Raw genomic sequence first — 25,786 nt, 5'->3', positions numbered from 1 at the left:
AATGCTCGCTAGCGCGTATTTTTGATGGAGCACACCCCTGACGCGCCCGCAGTCAGGCAGTATGCTGTGATCACTTTGGTCCTCGAACCTCAGGACCCGTCCCACCCCAAGGGAGACCCCCGAATGGAAGAGATCAATCCCGACAAGGACAACAACACCGAGAAGGATGGCAACACCTCCGAGGCGACCCAGTCTTCAGCCTCCGGCAAGGATGCCAAGGAGCTGTTCAAGGACAACCGCGTCAAGGGCCTGGCGGCGGTGGCCGGCGTCAGCCTGATCTGGGCCATCGGTGCCCAGCTCAGCGCCAGTTCCAACGGCGAGGCACGCACTGCCCTGACCAAGGAACTCGATGCCAGCGAATCACGCGTCGAGACCCTGCGCGAGCAGGTGTCCGGGCTGGAAGAGAGCCAGGCGACCCTGGAAGCCCAGCGTGCCGAGCTCGAGAGCCAGGTATCCCAGTGGGAAGAGGCCGAGACCTCGCTTGAGGAAATGCGTGCCCAGCTCGAAACCCTGAAGGCCGAGGAGGCCGAAGCGCGTACCGCCCAGGCGGCAGCCGAAGAGCAGGCCGCCCAGGTACAGGCCGATCTGAAGGAACTCGAATCCACCCAGGCATCCTTGCAGTCCGACCTGGTGGCGGCGCGCAATCGTCTGGAAGAGGCGCAGAACGAACAGCAGCAGCTGGTGGAGCGTCGTGATTCGCTCAAGTCCGAGGCTGAGTCCTTGACCGGTGAGGTCGATGACGCCGAGAAGCGCCTGAGTGATCTGGAAAGCTCCATCGAAGAGAAGCAGAGCGCCGTCGGTTCACTCGAGGAAGAAGTGGCGAGCCTCGAGAGCCAGCAGCAGGAGGCGCAGAAGCAGGCCGAGCAGGCCCAGGCCCGCCTCGAGCAGACGCTGGCCAGCACCGCCGAGCAACGCGAGCAGGCCGAGGCGCGTGTTCGCCAGGCCGAGTCCCGTGCCGAGGAAGCGGTCGCCCGCCGCGATGAGCTGCAGGCCAGGATCGATGAACTCGAGGCCCGCGCCGACGAGCGTCGCCAGCGTCTGGCTCGTCTCAACAATCAACTCGACACCTGGCGCATCGAGCTCGAGAACCTCGATCGTGCCACCGCCGAGCTCTCCGATGGCGCATCCTCCGGTCAAGGCAGCGACAGCGAGGGTAGTGCCGATGAGCAGGCCTCGTCCCAGGGCGAAAGCAGCAGCGGCTCCGTCGAGGTCATCAGCTCCGGGGGGGGCGACCAGAGCAATGGCGACCAGAGTGGTGGCGGCGAAAACAGCGGCGACCAGAGCAGTGATGGCATGAGCCAGGCCGATATCGCCGTTCAATCGGCGAAGCGGTCGGCGGCAGAGGAACAGTCGTCGCAGGAGCAGGACTCTTCTCAGTCCTCGGGCAACAGCGCGGCCTCGGCCAGCGAGCAGGGCTCCAACGAGAGCGCCGCCGAGGACGAGGACGTGGCCTCGTCCGAGTCCATGGAGAAGACCCCGGGTGGCAGCGAGGGTGATCAGGCTTCTGCCGACGCCTCCCAGAGCGGGGAAGGTTCCTCCGCCGACGCTTCCCAGGCGGATGCGGCCAGCGAAGAGGGCTCCGCCGATGCGGCCGCCGAGGGCGAGGAGTCGTCTACCCAGTGGACCGATGAGGTAGCCTCCGGTGCCGCCGAGGCCGTCGAGACGGTCAAGGACGTGGCCCGTCAGGCTGCCGAGAAGGTGCGCGATGCGGCAGCCTCGGTCACCGACGACGCCAGCACCGAAAGCACCAACTGAGCGTCAGCGAGACGGTTGCCGGCGGTGACGTCGGCAAGGTTGCGGGAAGCAACAGCGGCGGGCCTTCGGGCCCGCCGCTGCGTTTGGCGGTCCCGCTTCGCTTAACCTCGCGCCGCCTGGGCCCTATACTGGCCCGGCGGATTAACCGCGCCCATCTGGAAACAGGAGCGAGACGTGATCGAAGGGGTCAAGCATATCGTTGCCGTGGCATCGGGCAAGGGTGGTGTCGGCAAGTCGACGGTGACCGTGAATCTGGCGCTGGCCATGGCCGCCGAAGGCTATCGCGTCGGCGTTCTCGACGCCGATATCTACGGGCCCAGCCAGGCGCAGATGCTGGGAGTCGGCGAAGGCGTGCGCCCCCAGGCGAGCGGCGAGAACCAGTTCCTGCCGCTGGAGGCCCACGGCCTCCAGGCCATGTCCATGGCGTTCATGGTCGACGTTCGCGAGCCCATGGTGTGGCGTGGCCCGATGGTGGCGGGGGCCTTCCAGCAGATGCTCAACCAGACACGCTGGAGCGACCTGGACTATCTGTTCGTGGACATGCCGCCGGGCACCGGTGACATCCAGCTCACCCTGGCCCAGAAGGTACCGGTGGACGGCGCGGTGATCGTCACCACGCCCCAGGACATCGCCTTGCTGGACGCGCGCAAGGGCATCGAGATGTTCCGCAAGGTCAAGGTCCCGGTGCTGGGCGTGGTCGAGAACATGAGTCTGCATACCTGTTCGAAGTGCGGCCACAGTGAGCCGGTCTTCGGCGAGGGGGGCGGTGAGCGCATCGCTGCGGAGTACGATACCCGGGTGCTGGGGCGCCTGCCGCTGTCGATGGGCATTCGTGAGCAGGTGGACGGTGGACGTCCCAGCGTGGTCGCCGAGCCCGACGGCGAAGTGGCGATGACCTTCCGCACCATGGCGCGTCAGGTGGCCGAGCAGATCGACGGTGACGGTGGCGACCAGGGGCCGAGCATCAGCTTCAGCGAGTAAGGGCCGGCGGAGGATGACGCTTGGCGGCGTCGCCGGCTGATCCTCATCAAGCGCCTGTCAGGCGCCTATCACCTTTGCATCGTGACGTGGCAGCGAGGGGCCGCTATCATGTGGCCCCACCGAACGCGTCCACTCTTCGAGCACCCAGCAGGAAGTCCCATGAGCATCAAGTCCGACAAATGGATCCGCCGCATGGCCGAGAACGAGGGCATGATCGAGCCCTTCGAGGCCGATCAGGTTCGCTACGTCAACGACCGGCGGGTCATCTCCTATGGGACCTCGAGCTACGGCTATGACGTACGCTGCGCCGACGAGTTCAAGGTGTTCACCAACATTCACTCGGCGGTGGTCGATCCCAAGGCCTTCGACGAGAAGAGTTTTGTCGACATCAAGGGCGATGTCTGCGTGATTCCGCCCAACTCCTTCGCGCTGGCGCGGACCGTCGAGTACTTTCGCATCCCGCGCAGCGTGCTGACCATTTGCCTGGGCAAGTCCACCTATGCGCGTTGCGGCATCATCGTCAACGTGACGCCGCTGGAGCCGGAGTGGGAAGGTCACGTGACCCTCGAGTTTTCCAACACCACCAATCTGCCGGCCAAGATCTACGCCAACGAGGGCGTGGCACAGATGCTGTTTCTGGAATCTGACGAGATCTGTGACACTTCCTACGCCGATCGTGGCGGCAAGTACATGGGCCAGCGTGGAGTGACTCTGCCGCGCACCTGAGTGCGAAGAGGCGAGGGCTTACCGCTCACGCGACTGCTGCATGCAAGGCCCACAGACAACAAGGCCCGCCGATCGCTCGGCGGGCCTTGTTGTTTCAGTCGACAGCGCGGCCAGGTTTCAACGGGACTCGTCGTCCTCGTCGAGTTCCTCGGCGGCGTCCTCGTGGGACAGTCGCATGCCGCCCGGCGGCAGCGGATGGCCGTCGATGGTCGCGATGTCGCCCTGCAGGCGCAGACGCCCCTCGAGGAACCAGCGTACCGCGATCGGGAAGATCAGGTGCTCACGACTCAGCACTCGCTCCTTGAGGGTCTCTTCGGTGTCATCCTTGTTAACCTTGACCACGGCCTGGATCGCCACCGGCCCGCCATCGAGTTCCTCGGTGACGAAGTGTACGCTGCAGCCGTGCTCGTCGATGCCGTCGGCCAGTGCCCTGGCGTGGGTGTGCAGGCCCTGATAGGCCGGCAACAGCGACGGATGGATGTTGATCATCCGCCCCATGAAGCGCTGGACGAAACGTGGCGTCAGGATGCGCATGAAGCCGGCCAGCACCACCAGGTCAGGCTCGTGGCGCTCGATCACCTTGATCAGGGCGCCGTCGAAGGCCTCGCGGCTGTCGTACTCGCGGTGGGGCAGGGCCACCGCGTTGATGCCGGCATCACGCGCCCGCTTCAGACCGTAGGCGTCAGCGACATTGGACACCACGGCCACGATCTCGCCACCCAGTTCGTCGTGGCTCTGGGCGTCGATCAGGGCCTGCAGGTTGGTGCCACCCCCCGAGATCAGCACTACCACCCGTGGCTGGGTGGCCTCTTCCGGGGTGAAGCCGTTGAGCTCGCCCTCGTTCACGCCCTCGCTCATGACGCCGGCATCTCCAGTTGCACCTGCTCCTCGTCGCCCTGGCGCGCGGCGATGTGGCCAATGCGATGGACGCCTTCGCCCTGGGCCTGCAGGTGAGCGCGGATCTGGTCGGCCTGATCTTCAGGTACCACCAGCACCATGCCGATGCCGCAGTTGAGCACGCGGTGCATCTCATGTTCGTCCACGTTGCCCTGCTGCTTGAGCCAGTCGAACACCGCAGGGCGCTGCCACAGGCTGGTATCGACGTGGGCGGTGAGGTCCTCGGGAAGTACCCGGGGCAGGTTCTCGAGCAGGCCACCACCGGTGATGTGGGACAGGGCGTGGACCTGATAGTCGTCGTGGCGCAGCAGTTCCAGCAGCGGCTTGACGTAGATGCGTGTCGGCGCCATCAGGGCGTCGCCCAGTGATTGGCCGTCGATGTCGGTGGACAGGTCGGCGTCAGCCACCTCGAGGATCTTGCGGATCAGCGAGTAGCCATTGGAGTGAGGGCCGGATGAGCTCAGGCCCAGCAGTACGTCACCGGCGGCGACCTTGGTGCCGTCGAGGATCTCGTCCTTCTCCACCACGCCGACACAGAAGCCGGCCAGATCGTAGTCGCTACCTTCGTACATGCCGGGCATCTCGGCGGTTTCGCCACCGACCAGAGCACAGCCGGCACGTTCGCAGCCTTCGCCGATGCCGCTGACCACGTCGGCGGCGATATCGACGTCCAGCTTGCCGGTGGCATAGTAGTCGAGGAACAGCAGCGGCTCGGCGCCGGCGACCACCAGGTCGTTGACACACATCGCAACCAGATCGATGCCGATGGTGTCATGGCGACCCAGGTCCATGGCCAGGCGCAGCTTGGTGCCGACCCCGTCGGTGCCGGAGACCAGCACCGGCTCACGGTAGCCGCTGGGCAGCTGGCACAGCGCGCCGAAGCCTCCCAGCCCGCCCATTACCTCGGGGCGGGTGGTGCGTTTGGCGACGCCCTTGATGCGATCGACCAGGGCGTTGCCGGCGTCGATATCGACACCGGCGTCCTTGTAGCTGAGCGAAGCCCTTTCGGGGGAGGAGGAGGAGTCGGTCATGACAGATCCTGTGGAGTCGGTCGACCCGCGGGCGTGGTGCGCACCAGCGGACGAACGTGAGACAATGGGCACGTTGGGGGCGGAGATTGTAGCACTGTGCTTCGGCCATCGCAGCCATGGCACACTATCGGTCGGGCATCACAGGGAATGGTGGTTTCTTTCGGGGAAAAGCGAATGAGCAAGCAGTGGTGGATTGTCGCCGCGGTGGCGGCTGTTGTGCTGTGGTTCTTCGTCAGCATCGAACCGGTGTTGGCGCCCTTCTTCGTCAGCATGGTGCTGGCGTACCTGGGTGACCCTATCGCCGATCGCCTGGAGGAGCGCGGGCTGTCGCGTCAATGGGCGGTCTGCGTCGTGTTTGTGCTGTTGACGCTGCTGGTAGGGCTGACGCTGCTGCTGCTGGTGCCGCTGCTGGGACAGCAGATCGGGCAGCTGGTGGAAGCGCTGCCGGCGGTACTGAGCTGGATTCAGAGCACGGTGTTGCCGGAGCTGCAGTCGTTGACCGGGCTCGATCTCAGCACCGACTTCGATGCACTGCGCAAGGCAGTACTGGAAAACTGGAAAGAAACCGGTACCGTCGCCGCCAGCGTACTGGCCCAGGTGTCGCGGTCGGGTATGGCGCTGGTCGGCTGGCTGGCCAATCTGGCGTTGATTCCGGTGGTGACCTTCTACCTGCTGCTGGACTGGGACGTGCTGGTGGGCAAGGTCAGGCGGCTGCTGCCGCGTCAGTGGGAGCCGACGGCCGTTCGGCTGGCCAAGGAGTGCGACGAGGTGCTGGCGGCCTTCCTGCGTGGCCAGTTGATCGTGATGCTGTGTCTCGGCGTCATCTATGCCATCGGACTGACGCTGCTGGGTGTTCGCTTTGGCCTGCTGATCGGGCTGCTCTCAGGGCTTGCCAGCATCGTGCCCTATCTGGGCGTGATCGTGGGGATCTCGGTGGCCGGTGTGGTGGCCTTCTTCCAGTTCGGCGACTGGCTGGTACTGCTGGGCGTGGGGCTGGTGTTCGGCTTCGGGCAACTGGTGGAAAGCACCCTGCTGCAGCCGAAGCTGCTGGGGGACAAGATTGGCCTGCATCCTGTCGCGGTCATCTTTGCGGTGCTGGCCGGCGGCCAGCTGTTCGGCTTCACCGGTGTGCTGCTGGCGCTGCCGGTGGCGGCCATGGTGATGGTCATCTTGCGCTACCTGCATGATACGTATAAGAATTCGTCGCTCTATGACGCGGAGCATGAATCCGACAAGGAGCCCTCCGCCGCCAACGAGGAGTCCTCATGAGTCGAGCCCCCGCGCAGTTGCCTCTGGGCGTCGGACTGCGCGACGACGCGACCTTCGACAACTACCATCCGGGAGCCAACGCCACCCTGGTGGAGTGCCTGAGCCATCAGTTCGATGACAACGGCGAGCCCTTTCTGTACCTGTGGGGGGGCGACGGCGTCGGTCGTAGCCACCTGTTGCAGGCGGCCTGCCACCAGGCCTCCGCGCGGGACCTGCGAACCCTCTATCTACCACTGGAGGAGCTGGGCCACTTCCCGCCGTTGATGCTCGAGGATGTGGAGCGTCTCGACCTGGTGGCCATCGATGATCTGGATCGAGTGGTGGGGCGCAAGCGCTGGGAGGAGGCGCTGTTCCATGCCTTCAACCGGCTGCGAGACAGCGGCAAGCGATTGTTGATCGCCGCGGATCGCCCGCCCCGGCAGCTCGATATCAAGCTGGCGGACCTGGCGTCACGGCTGACCTGGGGCATGACCTTCCACCTCAGGCAGCTGTCCGACGAGGACCGCATGCAAGCGTTGAAGCTGCGTGCCCACCTGCGTGGCATGGAGTTGCCCGACGAGGTGGCACGCTACATCCTGCATCGTGGTGCACGCGAGCTCAGTGAGCTGTTTCGCTCGCTCGAGGTGCTGGACAACGCCTCGCTGTCGGCGCAGCGCAAGTTGACCATCCCCTTCGTCAAGAAGGCACTGGACTGGTAGCGGTCTGGGCATCTCCAGGAAAGCTCTCCAGGAAAGCAAGACGGCGACCCGCAATGGGTCGCCGTCCTGCTGTCAGGGCCAGGTCGAATCGGTACGCGGTATCAGCGGCTGAGCTGAATCTCGCTGTGGCCACCATTTCTTAGCGTGACTTCCTTGATCACGATCTGGCGGCTGCCACTGGCCGGATCGACCACCGTGCCCGAAACGTAGAAGTCGCCGGGGGGCAGGTCGCGTAGCTGAAAGTAGCCGTTGGTGTCGGTGCGGGTGGTGTGGGTGTATTCGCGGGCCCGTGGGTCGGCGCGTTCCACCGCCCGGCCGGCCAGCGCCTGGGCCGCCGCCTCGGCGGAGTACTTGGTGATCGGTGCGACCGATACCGTCTCGCCACCGCCGATGACCGGGCCTGCGGGGGTGTTCAGGGTGAGTCTGCCGGACAGCACGGCGCTGCCGCTCTTCGGCAGCTGGGCGTAGACGTCGGCGGGGAAGGGGATCTCCCTGGGGACCCTGGCTTGATCGGCGGTGGGCTGGTCGTCTCTCGGGCCCGGCTGTTCGATCGGGGTGTCGGGTTCGCCGATATCGATGACCTCCGGGGCGCGGGACGTGCCGGTGGTGCTGACGCTCTGACAGCCGGTGATCAGCAAGGCGAGGATGGCGATTACCGCCAGGGGGAATCGGCGTGACAACAGCGGGTAGGGTGCCTTCATGGCGCGGTCTCCTTGCAACGAATGTCGTTGGGCCCTGTGTGCTGTCAGCTTATGGAATCGGCGTCGGAATTGCCACGCGTGGCGTGTGCGTGGCCGGACAGGCGTCTGCCGCCTTGCGAATGTCACTTATTGGAGGCGGTGTCACAAGGCAGCGCCTTGACGCTGGCTGCAGACGCAAAACGGCCCCCGATCGAAATCGGGGGCCGCTTGGTGAACGACCTGAGTCGTCGAGGCGTCTGCCCGAGACAGCCATGTTTACTTGGCGTTGGCGCTAGCCTTGGTGGCGGTGTCACAAGGCAGCGCCTTGATTGACGCTGGCTGCAGACGCAAAACGGCCCCCGATTGAAATCGGGGGCCGCTTGGTGAACGACCTGAGTCGTTCAGGCGTCTGCCGTAGCCAGATTACTTGGCGTTGGCGGTAGCCTTGGTGGCGGTGTCGGTAGCCTGCTTGACGTTCTCTTCGGCCAGCTTCTGGCTCTTGGAGACGAAGTCCTGCTGCAGGGCCACGACCTTCTCGGCGTCGCCTTTCAGGCGCTCGGTCAGGTCCTTGGCGACCTTCTGCTGGCCTTCCATGTAGGAGCGCAGACCTTCGACGTCCTTGACGGAAGTGAAGGCGCGAGCCTGGGCCAGACCGGTCTCGGTGTAGGCCTTGGCGGCTTCCAGCTGGGCGCTGGTCAGCTTCTCGGCGAAGTCGACGGTCAGGCTGGCGTAAGCGCGGGCCGGGCCGAAGAACAGGTTTTCGACTTGCTCGTTGTTGAACAGTGCTTTGGTATCGATAGTGCGCATCATGTGAACCTCCTGGGGTTTCGAACTACTTGTCGGCGATGACCGTGGGACCATTCCCAGTGGTCGATGCCGTTGCGTCGTCTGTTGCAGTGCACAATAGCAGAGGGTTTTGTGCATCGCAACATGGATTGGGTCGAGAATCGGGGGAAAAGGGGTTTGGATCCAAAGAATGCTTGAAACAGCGAAAAAACGACGAAAAGTCCGTTATCTAGCCTTCATCGCCCTTTGATGGGATACCGGCGTGCAAGTTCACCGTGCCCCTGGATCGCCTTCAGCCTAGTGTGGAGACATGACAGCGATGTGATCCCTGCAAGCCTTGCAAGCAGGAAGTCTCGCCACCATGGTATTCAAGAGAAAACGAAGGACCGTACCCTTAACCCTTTGCCTTTGACGATCAGGAGTGATCCATGACGCAGACCCGTATCGAACGCGACAGCATGGGGGAGCTCGAGGTTCCCGCCAATGCGCTCTATGGCGCCCAGACGCAGCGCGCGGTCAACAACTTCCCGGTGTCGGGCCAGCCGATGCCGTCGGCCTTTATCCACGCCATTGCTCGCATCAAGCGAGCGGCGGCGGTGGTCAACGGCGACCTGGGATTGCTGGACGACGATCGTCGTCGTGCCATCGTCGAGGCGGCAGACGCGATCATCGCGGGTCAGCACGATGATCAGTTTCCCATCGATGTGTTTCAGACCGGGTCCGGCACCTCGAGCAACATGAACGTCAACGAGGTAATCGCCCACCTGGCGAGCTCCGATGACTTGAGCGTCGGGCCCAACGACCACGTCAACATGGGACAGTCGAGCAACGACGTCATTCCCACCGCCCTGCACCTGTCGGCGGCGCTGGAAGTTACCGGTACGCTACGCCCGGCGCTCGAGCACCTCAGAGGTGTCATCGACGCCAGGGCAGAAGAGCTGGACGAGGTGGTCAAGACCGGACGCACTCACCTGATGGATGCCATGCCACTGCGTCTTGGTCAGGAACTCGGTGGCTGGTCGAGCCAGGTGGGGCAGGCCATCGAGCGTCTCGACAGCGCCATGGTGCGGCTGTGTCGGCTGGCCCAGGGGGGGACTGCGGTCGGCACGGGTATCAATGCCCATCCCGAGTTTGCCGAGCGCATGGCCGCCGAGCTCTCCGCCCGCACCGGGCTCGCTCTGACGCCCAATGACAGCTTCTTTGCCAGCCTTGGCTCCCAGGACGCAGCGGTGGAACTGTCGGGTCAGCTCAAGGGTCTGGCGTGTGTGGTGATGAAGATCGCCAATGATCTGCGCTGGATGAACTCCGGCCCGCTGGCGGGGCTTGGCGAGATCGAGCTTGAAGCCTTGCAGCCGGGCAGTTCGATCATGCCGGGCAAGGTCAATCCTGTGATACCCGAATCCGCCGCCCAGGCCGCCGCTCAGGTGATCGGTCTGGACACCGCCGTGACCGTCGCCGGACAGAGCGGCAACTTCCAGCTCAACGTGATGCTGCCACTGGTGGCAAGCAACCTGCTGACGTCGATCACCCTGATGAGCCAGACATCGCGGCTGCTGGCGGACAAGGCGATCGCCACCTTCAAGGTGCGCGAGGACAACCTGAGTGAGCCACTGGCGCGCAATCCCATCCTGGTGACGGCATTGAATTCGGTGATCGGCTATAACGCCGCGGCGGCCATCGCCAAGAAGGCCTACCAGGCCGGTCGGCCGATCATCGACGTGGCCGAGGAGGAGACCGACCTCGGACGCGATGAGCTCGAACGCCTGCTGGATCCCGCCTCCCTGACTCGTGGCGGTATTCCCGAATAGAGGTGACGAGGGCGCGGCCGACATGGCGCCTCTTGGAATAGCGCCTCTTGGAATAACGCCCCTTGGAATAGCGCCCCTTGAAGAAGAAGAGCCTTGCCACGACGGCAAGGCTCTTCTTTTCTACTGCTACCCGTCTTTTCTATTGCTGCGAGTCCATCGCCACACTTGTTACCACTACATGGACATCGCCTGGAAGGCGGGAACTCAACTCGACTGATCGCGCTCCTTGGCTTCCTCGACGGTTTCACGGGCGTCGTGATGCTCTTCGTTGTCGGCGTCCGGGGTGTCGTGCTCGTCGGCTCTGGAGGGGCGATAACAGACGGTGGCAAGGATCGGGAAATGGTCTGAGCCAAAGGCCCGCAGCCGATCCATCTTGGCAAGGGTGAAGTGCTCGCTGACGAAGACATGGTCCAGCGGCCAGCGCAGGAACGGATAGCCGGCGTGGAAGCTCGAGAACATGCCGCGGCCGCGCCGCAGGTCCAGCATGCCGCTGACGCGGCAGAACAGGCGCGTGCTGCGTGACCAGGCAACGTCGTTGAGGTCGCCGGCGACCAGCGTCGGTACCGGGTTCTGGTGGATCTCTTCGGCGACCAGCGAAAGCTCCGCGTCCCGCCACAGCGATTCCTCGCTCTCGCTCGGCGCCGGTGGCCTGGGGTGAAGGGCGCGAAAGCGGATATGATCTCCGCTTTCGAGTTCCACCTCACAGTGGATCGAGGGGATGTCATCCTGGATCAGCCACTTGACCTCGGTGTCGATCAGCGGGCGACGGGAATACAGGTGCATGCCGTAGAGGTTGTCCAGCGGGACCCGCACGGCGTGGGGGTAGCCGTCTGCCAGGCCGGCATCGAGCTTGTCGCCCCACCATTGGTCGGATTCCAGGGTCAGCACCATGTCCGGGTCGCGCTCGGCGATGATCTCCAGCAGGTCGTCGCTGCGCCGGTTCGGCGTCAGTACATTGGCGATCAAGAGCGTCAGGCAACGCTCCGGGGCGTCGCCCTTGGCGGCCATGACCTGCACCGGCCACAGCGGTGTCCAGGGCAGTACATAGAAAGCCTGGATGGCAAAGACGACCAGGCCGGCCGTGGCAATCCAGAGTGTCAGGGAGTCGCTCGCCAGCGGGCTTGCCAAAGCACAGAACAACCCGATGAGTCCGATCTGGACACGGGGGAACTCACAGGCCCTGAGCCACCACCAGTGGGACGGAATCCTGGCGATCAGGGTAGCGCCGGCGACGATGGTCACCACCGCGATCAGAAGGGTATCGATGACAAGTGAGAGCATGCAGGGGTCCCTTTTCGGTCCGGCGCACCGGCTCGGCGCAACAATGATGATGACGAGCCTAACGGTCCTCGGCCTTTAACGATAGAGCCAAGGAGCGCCGTTGAGGACCTCAGGCCCGTTCGCGCGATGTCGGTGTGGCACTCGCGAAGTATTCCTCGAGCCGTTCTTGGGCCTCGTCGCCGAACAGGATTCGGGCGGCCTCATCGAGGCCAGGTGACCCGTGCAGGGTCTGAGTGTCCACCACCAGGGCGATCTTGGAGCGGCGGCGCAGGAAGTCCTCGAGTCGTGTGATCATCTCTCGCCGGGCGGCGTGCTCGAGCTCGCAGCGCAGGTATTCGGTACCCTCGATCAACAGCTCTCCCTGTCGCGGGTCCTGGCGGATCTGCTCCAGCATGTCGAAGGCGTTGAGGCCGTAGCGACGCCACAGGCGCTTGCTCAGAGGTTCACTGGACGAGGAGGGGGTGCGCTCATCGAGGCCCAGCAGGCTTGCCTGGTGCAGGAATTCTCGCCTGTCCGTGTCCGAAGGTTCGCCGTACCAGCGGGCGCGCGGCTGTGGCAGCTCGAGGCCTAATCGTTGCACCTCTCTGACGATCTCCTCGCCGACGTTGAGGCAGTCGGTAAGCTTGCCGCCAAAGATGCTGATATGGCGCTCCTTGGCGTTGATGTCGATGGCATGCTTGCGCGACATCTGGAGAAAGTCGCGGCCATTGCCGGCGTTGGCCTTGACCGCCAGCGGGCGCACGCCGCAGCGGGTGGCGATGATGTCCGAACGGTCGAGTGGGCGCTTCAGACTCAGGCGCTTGTTGATGTTGTCCAGCACGAAGTCGATGTCGGCGTCGCTGATCGCGACCTCCGGGCGCTCTTCCTTGGTGTCGGTGGTGCCGATGCAGGTGCGCGGCCCCATGGGAATGGCGAAGAACAGCCGCCCGTCGTCGGCAAAGAAGGCCAGCACGCGCTGGCGCTCCGACAGCCGTGGCACGATCAGGTGGATGCCCTTGGAATAGGCGTGGTGGTGATCGGTGGTCTGTCGGCTCAAGGCGTTATGGTCGTCCACCCAGGGGCCGGTGGCATTGATGATGATTCCGGCGCGCAGGCTGAAGGTCTCGCCGCTCTGGTTGTCCCGGGCGTCAACGACCCAGCCGTTGTCGCTGCGTCGTGCCCCCCGCGACTCGACGTAGTTGGCCGCCGCCGCGCCGTAGTCCAGCGCCGAGCGTACGAAGCTGTAGACGAAGCGGGCATCGTTGTCATGCAGGTAGGCGTCGGAGTACTCGAAGCCACCGATCGCCGCACGCGTATCGACCAGTGGCTCGCGTCGATTGATGCCTTTTGGCGTCAAGAAGCGCGGTAGCCTGGTGAAGGCGTTGCCCATCAGCCAGTACAACCAGGTACCTGCCCAGAGCAAGCGCGGATGATAGCGAAACCCTTTGTCGATGGTGGTCAGGAAGCGAATTTCCTGGACCGTCGACGGGAAGCTTTTGATCAGGTGATTGCGGCTCTTGCACAGCTTGCGCACCAGGGCAAAGTCATAGCTTTCCATGTACTTGATGCCGCCCCATACCAGGTTGGACGAGTGCTGGCTGGTTTCGCCGGCGAAGTCGCCACGGTCGATCAGGGCCACCCGGGCGCCCTTGCCGGCCAGCGCGGCGGCGCTGGCGGCGCCATTGATGCCGGCGCCGATGATCAGCACATCGAAGCGTTCTTCCTTCAGGCGCTGAAGATTGGTGTCACGTAGTTGCATGCATGTCCTCCGCGGTTCCTGAAGGGGGGCGCAAAGTCCCGGCCTGGTCAGTCCTGGTCGCGCTGCCGGTTTATGGTCCGTCGCACGACCTTCTGCTCAGTCTTCGTCGCGCTCCCGGTTTACGGTCCGTCGCACGGCCTTCTGCTCAGTCTTCGTCGCGCTCCCAGTTCATGGTCCGTCGCACCGCCTTCTTCCAGCCCTTGTAGCGTCGTTCCCGTTCGGCGTCTTCCATGGCAGGCGTAAAGGTGCGTTCGATGTCGCCCCGGGTGGCGAGCCCCGGCAGGTTCCACATGCCCACCGCGATCCCCGCCAGGTAGGCCGCCCCCAGGGCGGTGCTCTCGATGACCCTGGGGCGTTCGACGTCGACCGCCAGCATGTCAGCCTGGAATTGCATCATGATGTTATTGGCGACGGCGCCGCCGTCGACCCGCAGGGCCTTGAGGGTGATCCCCGAGTCCTTCTGCATGGCGTCGATGATGTCTCGCGTCTGGTAGGCCAGGGCGTCCAGGGTGGCGCGGGTGATATGCTCCTTGCCCGAGCCTCGGGTCAGGCCGAAGATCGCTCCACGGGCGTACATGTCCCAGTAAGGAGCGCCGAGGCCGGCGAAGGCGGGGACCACGTAGACACCACCCGCATCCTCGACCTTGCTGGCGTAGTATTCGGAGTCTTCCGCCGAGTCGATCATCTTGAGTTCGTCGCGCAGCCACTGCACCGCCGCGCCGGCGATGAAGATCGATCCTTCCAGCGCATAGGTGACCTTGCCGTCGAGCCCCCAGGCGATGGTGGTCAGCAGGCCCGAGGTCGAAGGCACCGGGGTCTCGCCGGTATTCATCAGCAGAAAACAGCCGGTACCGTAGGTGTTCTTGACCATGCCCTTGTCGAAGCAGGCCTGGCCGAACAGGGCGGCTTGCTGGTCACCGGCGATACCGGCGATGGGGATCTGGGCGCCACCGAACATTTCCTTGGCGGTGGTACCGTAGACCTCGCTGGATGGCCTGACCTCGGGCAGCATCGCCCGGGGAATATCGAGGGCCTCGAGCAGTCGGTCGTCCCAGTCGAGCCGTTTGATGTCGAACAGCATGGTGCGCGAGGCGTTGGAGACATCGGTCAGGTGGCGTTCGCCGCGGGTCAGGTTCCACACCAGCCAGCTGTCCATGGTGCCAAACAGCAGATCGCCGGCCTCGGCGCGCTGCTGGGCACCGTCCACCTGGTCGAGGATCCAGCGAATCTTGGTGGCGGAGAAGTAGGCGTCGACCACCAGGCCGGTGGTGTCGCGGATATGGGCTTCCAGCCCCTGGGCCTTGAGCTCGTCGCATAGCGGTGCGGTGCGTCGATCCTGCCAGACGATGGCGTTGTGGATCGGTTTGCCGGTGTGTCGGTCCCAGATCAGGGTGGTCTCGCGCTGGTTGGTGATGCCGATGGCGGCTACCTGGGACGGCTTGACGCCCTGGGTTTCCAGCACTTCTCGTGCGACTCCCATCTGGCTGCCCCAGATCTCCATGGCATCGTGTTCCACCTGGCCTGGCTTGGGGTAGTGCTGGGTGAATTCCTTCTGCGCGATGCCGACGATGCGGGTGTCCTGGTCGAACAGGATGGCCCGGCAGCTGGTGGTGCCCTGATCAAAGGCGAGAATATAGCGTGTTGGCATGTTCCGGTGTCCTGACGGTTGTTGTGGTCGAGCGATACCTTCACCTTCGGTGAGCAGACGGTTTCCGTCTAGTGCTGCCGGCAGGGACATGGCCAGATGCAGCGACGTCGGGTGCCCCTATGCAACGTCGCCGCCGCGGGTGATCAATGGTCGTACGAGGCCACAACAAGTTCGTTATCGAAAATAAAGGTAGCGTTGAGGTCGTGAACGAACAACCAGAGCGCGAAAGTTTTCGATAGCACTTTGGTCGTGCCGTCTGGAGAGCAGGGGAAGAACGTCGCCTCGGCTGGGTTTGTGCGCCAAGGCGTCCACGGGGCCGAAGAGGAATCGGGATGGCCTGACGTTTTCGCAAGATGACACAGAGCTGCTGGGCCAGGCCAGGTGCAGGATCAGGCCAGGTGCAGGGCGACCCCGTGTTCCTGCAGTAGCCGTGCGATGGCCTCCGGTGGCTCACGATCGGTGAACAGGGCGTCGAGTTGGGATACGTTGCCCTGGCGCACCACCGGGTTGCGGTGAAACTTGGAGTGATCGGCGGCCAGAAACACCTGACGTGAGTTCTCGATAATCGCCTGAGCGACGCGGACTTCCTGATAGTCGAACTCGAGCAGGGAGCCGTCCTGATCGATGCCGCTGATCCCGATCAGCCCAATGTCCACCTTGAACTGATGGATGAAGTCGATGGTCGCTTCGCCGATGATCCCGCCGTCACGGGGTCTGACCTGGCCGCCGGCGACGATCACCTTGAAGTCTTCCTTGTGATGCAGGATGGACGCCACATTGAGGTTGTTGGTGATGATCTCCAGGCCCTGATGCTCAAGCAGTGCCTCGGCCACCAGTTCGTTGCTGGTGCCGATATTGATGAACAGCGAGGCGTGGTGCGGCACCTGGCGCGCCACGGCATCGGCGATGCGTCGTTTGGCGTCGAGGTTGAGCGTCTTGCGGGTGGCGTAGGCGGTATTGACGGTGCTCGACTCGAGGCCCGCGCCACCGTGGACTCGGCGCAAGCGGCCTTCGCTTGCCAGTGTGTTGAGGTCGCGGCGGATGGTCTGAGGGGTCACCGCGAAGTGATCGGTCAACTGCTCGATGCTGGCGTATCCCTGGCGACTGACCAGTGCAATGATGGCGTCCTGACGCTGCTGCTGGTTCATCCCGATTGCCCTTGTGCTTGGAAGGCCTTGAAAGATGGAAAGCCCTTGTGCCTGAAAGGCCCCTGATAGACGGAAGGCCTCGATAGAAGAAAAGCCCTTGTGTCTGAAAGGCCCTGGTAGATGAAAGGCCTCGATAGATGGAAAGCCCTTGTGCATCGATGCCCTTGGAACAGGCAGGCCCTGGTGCATGGAACGTCCTGGTACATTGCAGGCGAGGACGTCGCTTTGGAGACGCCGATGAGGCTGTCGTGGATCTCGCTTCACCAGACGCATTCCCGATGATCGTAAACGAACGCGACCGGATTTGGCGATGGTGGAATCGCGCTGCGGTGAAGGCGTTTGAGACGCCGAACGCGACCCACGAAGGAAAAAATCATTCGGTGAACTCAAGGGCTTGCAAAATTCTGCCGAAGGCGTAGAATTCGCATCCGTTGTCAGCAGCGAGGGTGGTGACTCCCTCGTTTCGGCAGCCGTGTAGGACCATAGCTCAGTTGGTTAGAGCGCCACGTTGACATCGTGGAGGTCGGCGGTTCAAATCCGCCTGGTCCTACCAGCTAGATCGCACATCGAGTGATGCAGGACCATAGCTCAGTTGGTTAGAGCGCCACGTTGACATCGTGGAGGTCGGCGGTTCAAATCCGCCTGGTCCTACCAGCACTACCTCGCAGTGCCATTGCAAGGCGTATTGCGACGTGCCATCTCGCTTTCCTGCTTCAGGACCATAGCTCAGTTGGTTAGAGCGCCACGTTGACATCGTGGAGGTCGGCGGTTCAAATCCGCCTGGTCCTACCAGATTACAGACAAAAGCCCCGCGGCCTCGCCTCGGGGCTTTTGTCGTTTCTAGGGTCGTCGCCGTCGCCGGTGTTTGGCAACTGCTGCCATCGCCTGATCAACGCAGTGGCCAAGCCGCGGGTGGGCATTGAAGTGAGTGCGCCGCCTCTGGGGCGGCGCGATTCATCCGTTCGGACGGTTCAGGCGTCGCTGAGCCCGCTCAAGCGGCGGAAGGTGGCCACCAGGCGCTCGATGCCGGCCTGGTCGTCTTCGCTGAAGCGCCCCTGGTCGGGGCTGTCCAGGTCGAGCACGCCCCATAGTTCACCGTCCTTGTCGAGCACCGGTACCACCAGCTCGGAGCGCGAGGCGCTGTCGCAGGCGATATGGTCCGCGACCGCGTGGACGTCGTCGACGCGTTGGGTCTGGCGGCTTCGGGCGGCGGCGCCACAGACACCCTTGTCGAAGGGGATCGGATGGCAGGCTGGCTTGCCCTGAAAGGGGCCCAGGGACAGCATGCGCGGCTGGCGCTGCAGATAGAAGCCGACCCAGTTGAGGCGCGGGACTTCCTGCATGATGAAGGCCGAGGTCTGGGCGGCGTTGGTCAGCCAGTCGCCGGAGTCGAGCAGGGCGGTGAGCTGGCGGTCGAGAAGATCGTAGGAAGACATGTCGAGTGTGGCAGTGTCCGCGGGTGAAAACGGCGAGGCCGGCCCTGGGGCCGGCCTCGAGAGGGGGCGCGCGTCAGGCTTACTTCCAGCCAGGAACGGCGGCGCCCTTGAACAGCTCTTCTGCCTTGGCGGCGACTTCGTCGCTCTGGTAGGCGTCGACCAGCTGCTGGATCTCCTCGCGATCCTCGTCGCCACCGCGCACGGCGATGATGTTGACGTAGGGCGACTCGGGGCCTTCCTTGACCAGGGCGTCGTCCAGGGTCAGGCCGGCCGGCTGGGCGAAGGTATTGTTGATGAAGGCCATATCCACGTCGGGCAATACGCGCGGCAGCTGGGCCGCCTCGATCTCGCGGAAGTCGAAGTCGTGGGGGTTTTCCACGATATTCAGCGGCGTGGCTTCCAGATTTTCGGGGTCGTCCAGAGTGATCAGGCCCTCGTTGTGGAGCAGGATCAGTGAGCGGCCTTCGTTGGACGGGTCGTTGGGCAGCGCGATGGTGGCGCCCTCGGGCAGGTCCTCGATGCTCTCGTACTTCTCGGAGTAGGCCCCGATCGGGTAGACGAAGGTGCGCCCGGCGATGGCGAAGTCGTAGCCGCGGTCGTTGACCATGGCGTTCATGTAGGGCTCGTGCTGGTAGGCGTTGGCGTCGAGGCTGCCGTCGGCCAGGGCGGCGTTGGGCGTCACGTAGTCGGTGAACTCGATGATCTCGATCTCCAGACCATAGCGCTCCTCGGCCAGATCGGCGGCGACCTGCATGACGTCGGTCTCGGGGCCGGCGACGGTGCCCACCTTCAGGCTGTGCTCATCGGCGTTGGCCTGGCTGATCGCCAGTGACAGGGTGGAAAGCGCCAGGGCGCCCAGCAGTGTCTTGCGCATCTTCAGTGTCTCCCGAAACGGTGTGTGACGTGTGTGGCGATGTTAATGGAATAACACGTCTTTCGCTAATGCAATTTGGTTATTAAGGCCATGCAGGGTGCATGTCACTTGTGGTCACTCTTGCGCACCAGATAGTCGCCCAGGCTCTGGAAGGCCTGAACCATGACCACCAGGATGGCAACGGTGATCAGCATGATGGTCGGATTGAAGCGGTTGTAGCCGTAGCGAATGCCCAGGTCGCCAAGACCACCTCCGCCCACGGCGCCGGCCATGGCCGAGTAGCTGACCAGGGTCACCGCGGTGACGGTCAGGGCGGTGAAGATGCCCCCGCGGGCCTCCGGCAGCAGTACCTTGGTGATGATCTGCCACGGGGTGGCGCCCATGGACTGGGCGGCTTCCACCAGCCCGGGAGAAATCTCGTTCAGCGCGCCCTCGACCAGGCGTGCGATAAACGGAATCGCGGCGATGGTCAGCGGCACGGCGGCAGCGTTGGTGCCGATGGACGACCCCACCAGCATGCGCGTGAACGGAATGATCGCCACCATCAGGATGATGAAGGGGATCGAGCGGCCGATGTTGGTGATGATGCCGAGGACCGACTGCAGCACCGGCTGGGCCAGGATCTGGCCCGGGCGAGTGACATAAAGAAGCACGCCCAGAGGGATGCCGACCAGGGCCGCGATCACACCGGACACCGCCACCATATAGAGAGTGTCGAGGGTGGCTTCGAGGATGAGGTTAAACATCGCGCTGGACATGGCCAAGCACCTCCACTGTCAGGTCGTGAGATTGCAGGTAGGCGAGGGCGCGCCGGGTGTCCTCGGCATCCCCCATCAGTTCGGCGATCATCAGGCCCAGGGTTCGCTCCTGGATGGACTCGACCTTGGCCTGCAGAATGCTGACGTCCACGCCGCACTCCCGCGCCAGCCGCGAGATCAGCGGGGTGGACACGGCGTCGCCGGAAAACGCCAGGCGTACCACCGGATGCGAATTCGGCCCGGGTGTCTGCTCGAGGCGGTCGATCAGCTCCCTGGGCGGTTCGAGTTCGAGGAATTCGTTGAGGAAGTCGCGGCCGAGCTGAGTGCGCGGGGCGGTGAAGAAGTCACCGACATCGGCTTCCTCGACCAGCCTGCCACCGGAGATCAGGCTGACGCGATGGCAGATCGACTTGACCACCTCCATCTCGTGGGTGATCAGCAGAATGGTCAACCCGAGCTTCTGGTTGATGTCCTTGAGCAGTTCGAGGATCGAGGCGGTGGTGTGTGGGTCCAGCGCCGAGGTGGCCTCGTCGCACAGCAGTACCTGGGGACGGCTGGCCAGGGCGCGGGCGATGGCCACGCGCTGCTTCTGACCGCCGGACAGCTGTGCCGGATACTGCTGGGCCTTGTCGGCCAGGCCGACCAGCTCCAGCAGGGGCGTGACGCGCTTGGTGATCTCGTCGCGCTTGACGCCCATCAGTTCCAGCGGCAGGGCGACGTTGGCGAATACCGTGCGCGAGGTCAGCAGGTTGAAGTGCTGGAAGATCATGCCGATACGGTGGCGCGCCTGATTGAGGGCGGGGCCGGAGAGGCTGGTCAACGTCTGGCCATCCACCTCCACGGTGCCGGAGGTAGGCCGCTCGAGCAGGTTGACGCAGCGAATCAGCGTCGACTTGCCGGCGCCGGACAGGCCGATGACGCCGTGAATCTGCCCCTGGGGTACGTGCAGGTCGACGTCGGCTAGCGCCTTGACGGCGCGTGAGCCGGCACCAAAGGTCTTGGAAAGGTTGGTCAGTCGTATCATCTCAGCTACCGGGTGGGCACCGAGGGACCTGGGCGGGCAAGAGAACGGCAATGGGCAGGCAAAAAAAGGCCACCCTGACGGGTGGCCATCAACGCTGGACACACCCTTTTAGCTGCACTTCATGCACCGACGCCTTGTGAGCGTCGCGGCACGGGCGCCCGCAATCCGGGTACAAATCGGCGCCTAAAAATGTAGCGGGCAAGGATAGGGCGAGCGAAGGACCCTGTCAATCGTTTACGCATAGCCGCTGGCAAGGTCTTTCGGGGTAGGCGCCACGTCGTAGTGGATCCGCCCGCCGGACGCCGTGACTGGCGATAGGTTTTCTGAACAACAGCGCAAGCGTGGACCTTTGGAGGCGCGGCTTCTAGACTGGGCCGGTTCGGGGAAGGCCCCGTGATGGCAAGGAGACAAAGATGTTCACCGGTATCGTTCAGGGCACCGCCGAGGTGGTCGAGATCAAGGAAGCGGAGGCCTTTCGCAGCCATCTGGTGCGGTTGCCGCGTCACCTGTGTGACGGCTTGGAGCTGGGCGCATCGGTGGCCCACAACGGGGTCTGTCTGACCGTCACCGATATCGATGGGGATCTGGTCAGCTTCGACCTGATGCGCGAAACCCTGCGGGTCACCAATCTCGGCGGTCTGAGCGTCGGTGATCGCGTCAACGTCGAGCGGGCGGCGCGCTTCGGTGACGAGATCGGCGGGCACGCCATGTCCGGTCACGTCATGGGGCAGGCGGAGCTGGTGGAACTCGACGAGGCACCCAACAACCGTCGCCTGTGGTTCCTGTTGCCGCAAGGGCTCGAGCGCTTTGTCTTTGCCAAGGGCTACATCGGCGTGGACGGCATCAGCCTGACCATTGGTGAGTTGCGCAACGATACCCGGGGGCCGGCCTTTTGCGTCGACCTGATCCCGGAAACGCTGGCCCGTACCACACTGGCCGACCGTCGCCCGGGAGACAGGGTCAATCTCGAGATCGATCCCCAGACCCAGGCCATCGTCGAGACGGTAGAGCGGGTCATGGCGGCCAGGGGCTGAGCGTCGACAAGTACCTTTGCAGCCAAGTGCTGTAGCTTTGTGCCGCAGCGCCCGGACGGGCGTCGGCGGTGGTCTCCCTCGCTTGAGAAGCTGCTAACTTAACCGGATGTAACATTCCTTTAAGTGCACCGACCGTGATCAGCGAGGGACTACCATGAAAATGACAGCCAAGGCATTGGCGACAGGCGTGTGCGCCGCAGCGGCGTTGGGAATTGCCACGGCTGCCGTGGCCCAGGATCTGTCTTCCTGGGTGGACAGCGAGGGCACCATCTCCTTGCCGGACAACTTCCGCACCGAGATGGCGCATCTGGGCTCCTGGTTCGTGCCCGAAGGGGACGCCAGTGGCTTCCATAACGTCTATACCGAGCCCGAGAGCGTCGCGTCCTTCCGCGAGAACGGGGTCTTCCCCGACGGCGCCGTGCTGGTCAAGGAGTTGCGGGCACACAGCACCGGCGACTACACCACCGGCGCCGGGGTGAGCTACGAGAACGAGACCATCAAGCAGTGGTTCGTGATGGTCAAGGACTCCACCGACCGCTTTGCCGACAGCAATGGCAGTTGGGGCGATGGCTGGGGTTGGGCGCTGTTCAAGACCGATGATCCTTCCACCAACGTTTCGGCCGACTACAAGGCCGACTGTCTTGGCTGTCATGTCCCGGCCCAGGACAAGGACTGGATCTATACCGAAGCCTATCCGATTCTGGTAGAGTAGCGCGCCTTCGAGAGTCGCCGACATCGGGCGCGGTACGGCGGACTCGCCGTACCGCGCCCGATGTGCGTTTGGCCCCGGCCGATCGTCGAGGGCTGGGATGCCGCTTTATGGGGCGGGCAGCCTTGCTTGACGTGGTGGCGCTGGAGGTCGCGCGGACGACCCTGCGTGCTCCCTGTGCGTTGGCCAGGTTGTGCAGGATCGTCGTGATTCCCTGGACGGCCTGCTATATGGTGTCACTAGTCGCAGGGTGGCAGGGCGCGTTCGGCGAACTCTCGTCCTGGACACTCCCCTATTGACTCCACGTGCAGGACCCAGCGCATGTCCAACCAGCAGCCTGAACCGAGCTCCGGCAAGAGCCCGCTCGATCGCTTCTTCAAGCTCAGTGAGCACCGCACCACCGTCAAGACGGAGGTGATCGCCGGGATCACCACCTTCCTGACCATGGCGTACATCATCTTTGTCAACCCGAGCATCCTGTCCGAGGCGGGCATGGACTACGGGGCGGTCTTCGTGGCGACCTGTGTCGCCGCCGCGGTGGGCTGTCTGGTAATGGGGCTGTGGGCCAACTATCCCATCGCTCTGGCGCCAGGCATGGGTTTGAACGCCTTCTTTACCTACGGTGTGGTGCTGGGCATGGGCTACACCTGGGAGGCAGCGCTGGGAGCGGTCTTCCTGTCCGGTGTTACCTTCTTTCTGCTCAGCATCTTTCGCATCCGCGAGTGGATCATCAACTCGATTCCGATCACCTTGAGACTCGGCATCGCGGCGGGTATCGGTCTGTTTCTGGCCATGGTCGCGATGAAGAATGCCGGCATCATCGTCGACAACCCGGCCACCCTGGTGTCGGTGGGCGATCTGTCCGAGCCGGCCCCGCTGTACGCCCTGGCCGGGTTCTTCGTGATTACCGCGCTGGCCCATCTGCGCGTCACCGGGGCGGTGATGATCGGTATTCTGGGGGTGACCCTGGTGGCCATGCTGCTGGGCCACAATGAATTCAGCGGGGTGGTGTCGATGCCGCCGTCGATCGCGCCGACCTTGATGTCCATGGACCTGGCCGGTGCCTTCGATGTGGCCATGATCAGCGTGGTCTTTGCCTTCCTGTTCGTAGATCTGTTCGACACCTCCGGTACGCTGGTGGGCGTTGCCCATCGCGGTGGCCTGCTCGACAAGGACGGCAAGCTGCCGCGCCTGGGCCGTGCGTTGATGGCGGACTCCACCGCCTCCATGGCCGGTGCTGCCCTCGGCACCTCGACCACCACCAGCTATGTGGAAAGCACCGCCGGCATCGCCGCCGGTGGGCGTACCGGTCTGACCGCCGTGGTGGTCGCGGTACTGTTTCTGGCCAGCCTTTTCTTCGCTCCGCTGGCGGGCTCCATTCCGGCCTATGCCACCGCGGGGGCGCTCCTGTACGTGGCGTCGCTGATGGCGGGAAGCCTTGCCCATGCCGACTGGGACGACGCCACCGAGGCGGCGCCGGTATTGATCGCCGCCCTGGCCATGCCGCTGACCTTCTCCATCGCCGAAGGTATCGCCTTCGGCTTCGTCAGCTACGTGGCGATCAAGGCCCTGTCCGGTCGCTTCAAGGACCTGAACGCCGCCGTGGTGATCCTCGGTGTGCTGTTCGCGATCAAGATGATCTACCTCGATTGAGCCCATCGGGCTGACCGGGGCTGGCTGGCCAGGACCGGCTGAGCCGGCAGGTTGGCCAGCCCCGCCGTGCGGCGCCGAGACAAGGCGCCGCATGTGTCATGCATTCTTCTTTCGACCCCTAGCGAGAACCGCCATGAGTATCTACGGCGACTACATCAAGTCCGTCATTCGCACCGTTCCCGACTGGCCCCAGCCGGGTGTCAACTTTCGTGACATCACCCCGCTACTGCAGAACAGTGCGGCCTTTCGCAAGCTGATCGACAGCTTTGTGCACCGCTATCAGGAGATGGATCTGGACGCCATCGCCGCCATCGACGCCCGCGGTTTCATCGTCGGCGCGCCGGTGGCCTACGAGCTGGGCTGCAGTTTTGTGCCGGTACGCAAGAAGGGCAAGCTGCCGTTCAAGACCATCAGTCAGACCTACACCCTGGAATACGGCCAGGCCGAGGTAGAGCTGCACTCCGATGCCTTCCGCGATGGCGACCGTATCCTGGTGGTGGACGACCTGATTGCCACCGGTGGCACCATGCTGGCCGCGGCCGAACTGATCAGCCGCAGCGGGGGACATGTGGTGGAGACGTCTGCCATCGTCGATCTGCCGGATCTCGGCGGCTCCCAGAGAATCCGTGACGCTGGCCACAGCGTGTTCGCCGTGTGTTCCTTCACCGAGGACGAGTGACCCATGAGCAGTCAACGCTACCATCGCCATTTCGTGGTGTCCTGGGACCAGCTTCATCGCGACGTGCGCGAGCTGTGTCATCGCCTGATCGAGCGCGATACCAAGGGCATCATTGCGATCACCCGGGGTGGGCTGATTCCCGCCGCGCTGATCGCTCGGGAGCTCAATGTTCGCCTGATCGACACCGTCTGCATCAAGAGCTACGACCATATGGAGCAGGACAGCCTCGAGGTGCTCAAGGGCGTGGATCACGACGGCGAAGGTTGGCTGCTGGTCGATGATCTGGTGGACACCGGCAAGACCGCGCGCAAGGTGCGCGAGATGCTGCCCAAGGCGCACTTCGTGACCATCTACGCCAAGCCCGAGGGTCGTCCGCTGGTGGATCAGTACCTCACCGAGGTCGCCCAGGACTGCTGGATCCAGTTCCCCTGGGACATGGGCGTGGCCTACGTCGAGCCCCTGGCGGACCAGCGGCGGTGAGCGACATGGTTCAGGTATTGCCCGACAGCTGGGAACGCTGGCTCGGAGCCGAGTTCCAGGCGCCCTACATGCAGCAGCTCAAGGCGTTTCTGGCGGCAGAGAAGGCCGCCAGGAAGACCATCTATCCGCACTCGTCGGACTGGTTTCGGGCCTTCGAGCTGACGCCGCTGGACGAGGTACGAGTGGTGATCCTGGGGCAAGATCCCTACCACGGTCCTGGCCAGGCTCATGGGTTATGCTTTTCGGTGCGCGAGGGCGTCAAGCCGCCGCCGTCGCTGGTCAATATCTACAAGGAGCTGGCCCAGGACCTGGGGGTGACGCCGGTCAACCACGGCCACCTCGAGGCCTGGGCGCGCCAGGGGGTGTTGCTGCTCAACACCTCCTTGACGGTGGAGGAGGGCAACGCCGGCTCCCACCGGGGCAAGGGATGGGAGACCTTCACCGACCGCGCCATCGAGACCGTCAACGCCGAGGCGCCGCCCTGTGTCTTTCTGCTGTGGGGCAGCCACGCCCGCCAGAAGAAGGCGCTGGTGGATCAGGAGCGTCATCTGGTACTGGAGTCGCCGCACCCGTCGCCGTTGTCGGCCCACCGCGGCTTTTTCGGCAATCACCATTTCTCTCGGGCCAACGCCTTTCTCGCCGAGCACGGGAGATCCACGGTGGATTGGCAGCTGCCGCCGACTCCCTGAACGT

Annotated in this window: 24 protein-coding genes and 3 tRNA genes; 15 read left to right on the top strand and 12 right to left on the bottom strand. The window is 64.0% G+C overall.

Annotated elements, in window-relative coordinates:
• Positions 1-123 precede the first annotated feature (123 nt).
• The 3 genes from NFG58_RS11650 to dcd all read left to right on the top strand — a co-directional run bounded on the left by NFG58_RS11650 (position 124) and on the right by dcd (position 3,462).
• Positions 124-1,755, top strand: a complete 1,632-nt coding sequence (locus NFG58_RS11650; protein WP_045992487.1) for a hypothetical protein — start codon at positions 124-126, stop codon at positions 1,753-1,755.
• A gap of 177 nt (positions 1,756-1,932) precedes the next feature.
• Positions 1,933-2,736 carry an iron-sulfur cluster carrier protein ApbC gene (gene apbC / locus NFG58_RS11645; protein ID WP_348828129.1) on the top strand — a complete coding sequence of 268 codons (804 nt, stop codon included), beginning with the start codon at positions 1,933-1,935 and terminating at the stop codon, positions 2,734-2,736.
• Positions 2,737-2,895: 159 nt separating this feature from the next.
• The gene (gene dcd / locus NFG58_RS11640; protein ID WP_045992486.1) at positions 2,896-3,462 is read left to right on the top strand and encodes a dCTP deaminase; all 567 of its coding nucleotides are present in this window, start codon (positions 2,896-2,898) and stop codon (positions 3,460-3,462) included.
• Positions 3,463-3,579: 117 nt separating this feature from the next.
• Here the strand turns inward: dcd and purN are convergent, their stop codons facing one another.
• The gene (gene purN / locus NFG58_RS11635) at positions 3,580-4,320 is read right to left on the bottom strand and encodes a phosphoribosylglycinamide formyltransferase (protein ID WP_348826550.1); all 741 of its coding nucleotides are present in this window, start codon (positions 4,318-4,320) and stop codon (positions 3,580-3,582) included.
• Entirely contained in the window at positions 4,317-5,390 is a 1,074-nt protein-coding gene (gene purM / locus NFG58_RS11630; protein WP_108133088.1) for a phosphoribosylformylglycinamidine cyclo-ligase, read from the bottom strand. Before purM ends, purN begins: the two co-directional genes overlap by 4 nt.
• Positions 5,391-5,564: 174 nt before the next feature.
• Here purM and NFG58_RS11625 point away from each other — a divergent pair, with 174 nt between their 5' ends.
• Both NFG58_RS11625 and hda read left to right on the top strand, forming a co-directional pair.
• The gene (locus NFG58_RS11625; RefSeq protein WP_045992483.1) at positions 5,565-6,659 is read left to right on the top strand and encodes an AI-2E family transporter; all 1,095 of its coding nucleotides are present in this window, start codon (positions 5,565-5,567) and stop codon (positions 6,657-6,659) included.
• Positions 6,656-7,357, top strand: coding sequence for a DnaA regulatory inactivator Hda (gene hda / locus NFG58_RS11620; RefSeq protein ID WP_045992482.1), 702 nt, complete (start codon positions 6,656-6,658; stop codon positions 7,355-7,357). Before NFG58_RS11625 ends, hda begins: the two co-directional genes overlap by 4 nt.
• A gap of 101 nt (positions 7,358-7,458) precedes the next feature.
• Here hda and NFG58_RS11615 read toward each other — a convergent pair whose 3' ends face one another.
• Both NFG58_RS11615 and NFG58_RS11610 read right to left on the bottom strand, forming a co-directional pair.
• Entirely contained in the window at positions 7,459-8,058 is a 600-nt protein-coding gene (locus NFG58_RS11615) for a carboxypeptidase-like regulatory domain-containing protein (protein ID WP_348826549.1), read from the bottom strand.
• Positions 8,059-8,460: 402 nt separating this feature from the next.
• Positions 8,461-8,844 (bottom strand): phasin family protein, encoded by a 384-nt coding sequence (locus NFG58_RS11610; protein WP_045992506.1) that lies wholly within the window; start codon positions 8,842-8,844, stop codon positions 8,461-8,463.
• Between the two features lie 407 nt (positions 8,845-9,251).
• On the opposite strand from NFG58_RS11610, the gene NFG58_RS11605 reads away from it, so the two are divergent.
• On the top strand, positions 9,252-10,631 hold the full coding sequence (locus tag NFG58_RS11605; RefSeq protein ID WP_045992480.1) for a class II fumarate hydratase: 1,380 nt from the start codon (positions 9,252-9,254) through the stop codon (positions 10,629-10,631).
• Between the two features lie 204 nt (positions 10,632-10,835).
• On the opposite strand, the gene NFG58_RS11600 is transcribed toward NFG58_RS11605, so the two are convergent.
• The 4 genes from NFG58_RS11600 to NFG58_RS11585 all read right to left on the bottom strand — a co-directional run bounded on the left by NFG58_RS11600 (position 10,836) and on the right by NFG58_RS11585 (position 16,446).
• Positions 10,836-11,912 carry an endonuclease/exonuclease/phosphatase family protein gene (locus tag NFG58_RS11600; protein ID WP_348826548.1) on the bottom strand — a complete coding sequence of 359 codons (1,077 nt, stop codon included), beginning with the start codon at positions 11,910-11,912 and terminating at the stop codon, positions 10,836-10,838.
• 109 nt (positions 11,913-12,021) lie between these two features.
• Positions 12,022-13,650, bottom strand: a complete 1,629-nt coding sequence (locus NFG58_RS11595) for a glycerol-3-phosphate dehydrogenase/oxidase (RefSeq protein ID WP_348826547.1) — start codon at positions 13,648-13,650, stop codon at positions 12,022-12,024.
• 145 nt (positions 13,651-13,795) lie between these two features.
• Positions 13,796-15,298: a glycerol kinase GlpK gene (gene glpK, locus NFG58_RS11590; RefSeq protein WP_348826546.1), complete on the bottom strand. Its 1,503-nt coding sequence runs from the start codon at positions 15,296-15,298 to the stop codon at positions 13,796-13,798.
• A gap of 389 nt (positions 15,299-15,687) precedes the next feature.
• Positions 15,688-16,446, bottom strand: a complete 759-nt coding sequence (locus tag NFG58_RS11585; protein ID WP_108133093.1) for a DeoR/GlpR family transcriptional regulator — start codon at positions 16,444-16,446, stop codon at positions 15,688-15,690.
• Between the two features lie 476 nt (positions 16,447-16,922).
• Between NFG58_RS11585 and NFG58_RS11580 the strand changes: the two genes are divergently transcribed.
• The 3 genes from NFG58_RS11580 to NFG58_RS11570 all read left to right on the top strand — a co-directional run bounded on the left by NFG58_RS11580 (position 16,923) and on the right by NFG58_RS11570 (position 17,238).
• Positions 16,923-16,999 (top strand) — tRNA-Val (locus NFG58_RS11580).
• A gap of 24 nt (positions 17,000-17,023) precedes the next feature.
• A tRNA-Val gene (locus NFG58_RS11575) sits at positions 17,024-17,100 on the top strand.
• Positions 17,101-17,161: 61 nt separating this feature from the next.
• Positions 17,162-17,238 (top strand) — tRNA-Val (locus NFG58_RS11570).
• Between the two features lie 179 nt (positions 17,239-17,417).
• Here the strand turns inward: NFG58_RS11570 and NFG58_RS11565 are convergent.
• The 4 genes from NFG58_RS11565 to NFG58_RS11550 form a co-directional block, all read right to left on the bottom strand.
• Positions 17,418-17,882 (bottom strand): GAF domain-containing protein, encoded by a 465-nt coding sequence (locus NFG58_RS11565; RefSeq protein WP_348826545.1) that lies wholly within the window; start codon positions 17,880-17,882, stop codon positions 17,418-17,420.
• Between the two features lie 79 nt (positions 17,883-17,961).
• Positions 17,962-18,756: a MetQ/NlpA family ABC transporter substrate-binding protein gene (locus NFG58_RS11560; protein ID WP_045992474.1), complete on the bottom strand. Its 795-nt coding sequence runs from the start codon at positions 18,754-18,756 to the stop codon at positions 17,962-17,964.
• 104 nt (positions 18,757-18,860) lie between these two features.
• Positions 18,861-19,514 carry a methionine ABC transporter permease gene (locus NFG58_RS11555; RefSeq protein ID WP_045992473.1) on the bottom strand — a complete coding sequence of 218 codons (654 nt, stop codon included), beginning with the start codon at positions 19,512-19,514 and terminating at the stop codon, positions 18,861-18,863.
• Complete coding sequence (locus tag NFG58_RS11550) at positions 19,495-20,538, bottom strand: methionine ABC transporter ATP-binding protein (protein ID WP_045992472.1); 1,044 nt, start codon at positions 20,536-20,538, stop codon at positions 19,495-19,497. Before NFG58_RS11550 ends, NFG58_RS11555 begins: the two co-directional genes overlap by 20 nt.
• Positions 20,539-20,951: 413 nt before the next feature.
• On the opposite strand from NFG58_RS11550, the gene NFG58_RS11545 reads away from it, so the two are divergent.
• The 6 genes from NFG58_RS11545 to ung all read left to right on the top strand — a co-directional run bounded on the left by NFG58_RS11545 (position 20,952) and on the right by ung (position 25,782).
• Positions 20,952-21,572: a riboflavin synthase subunit alpha gene (locus tag NFG58_RS11545; RefSeq protein WP_348826544.1), complete on the top strand. Its 621-nt coding sequence runs from the start codon at positions 20,952-20,954 to the stop codon at positions 21,570-21,572.
• Between the two features lie 154 nt (positions 21,573-21,726).
• On the top strand, positions 21,727-22,284 hold the full coding sequence (locus tag NFG58_RS11540; protein WP_348826543.1) for a cytochrome P460 family protein: 558 nt from the start codon (positions 21,727-21,729) through the stop codon (positions 22,282-22,284).
• 318 nt (positions 22,285-22,602) lie between these two features.
• Positions 22,603-23,934, top strand: a complete 1,332-nt coding sequence (locus NFG58_RS11535; protein ID WP_045992468.1) for an NCS2 family permease — start codon at positions 22,603-22,605, stop codon at positions 23,932-23,934.
• 133 nt (positions 23,935-24,067) lie between these two features.
• Positions 24,068-24,613 carry an adenine phosphoribosyltransferase gene (locus tag NFG58_RS11530; protein WP_108133097.1) on the top strand — a complete coding sequence of 182 codons (546 nt, stop codon included), beginning with the start codon at positions 24,068-24,070 and terminating at the stop codon, positions 24,611-24,613.
• A gap of 3 nt (positions 24,614-24,616) precedes the next feature.
• Entirely contained in the window at positions 24,617-25,093 is a 477-nt protein-coding gene (gene gpt, locus NFG58_RS11525) for a xanthine phosphoribosyltransferase (RefSeq protein WP_045994212.1), read from the top strand.
• A 5-nt stretch (positions 25,094-25,098) separates the two neighbouring features.
• The gene (gene ung / locus NFG58_RS11520; protein ID WP_108133197.1) at positions 25,099-25,782 is read left to right on the top strand and encodes a uracil-DNA glycosylase; all 684 of its coding nucleotides are present in this window, start codon (positions 25,099-25,101) and stop codon (positions 25,780-25,782) included.
• Positions 25,783-25,786 lie beyond the last annotated feature (4 nt).

Source organism: Halomonas sp. RT37, assembly GCF_040070525.1.
In the GTDB taxonomy this organism is placed as follows: Bacteria; Pseudomonadota; Gammaproteobacteria; order Pseudomonadales; family Halomonadaceae; genus Halomonas; species Halomonas litopenaei.
The sequence above is the reverse complement of the archived record's forward strand: the minus strand, read 5'-3'. Positions and strand labels throughout refer to the sequence as shown.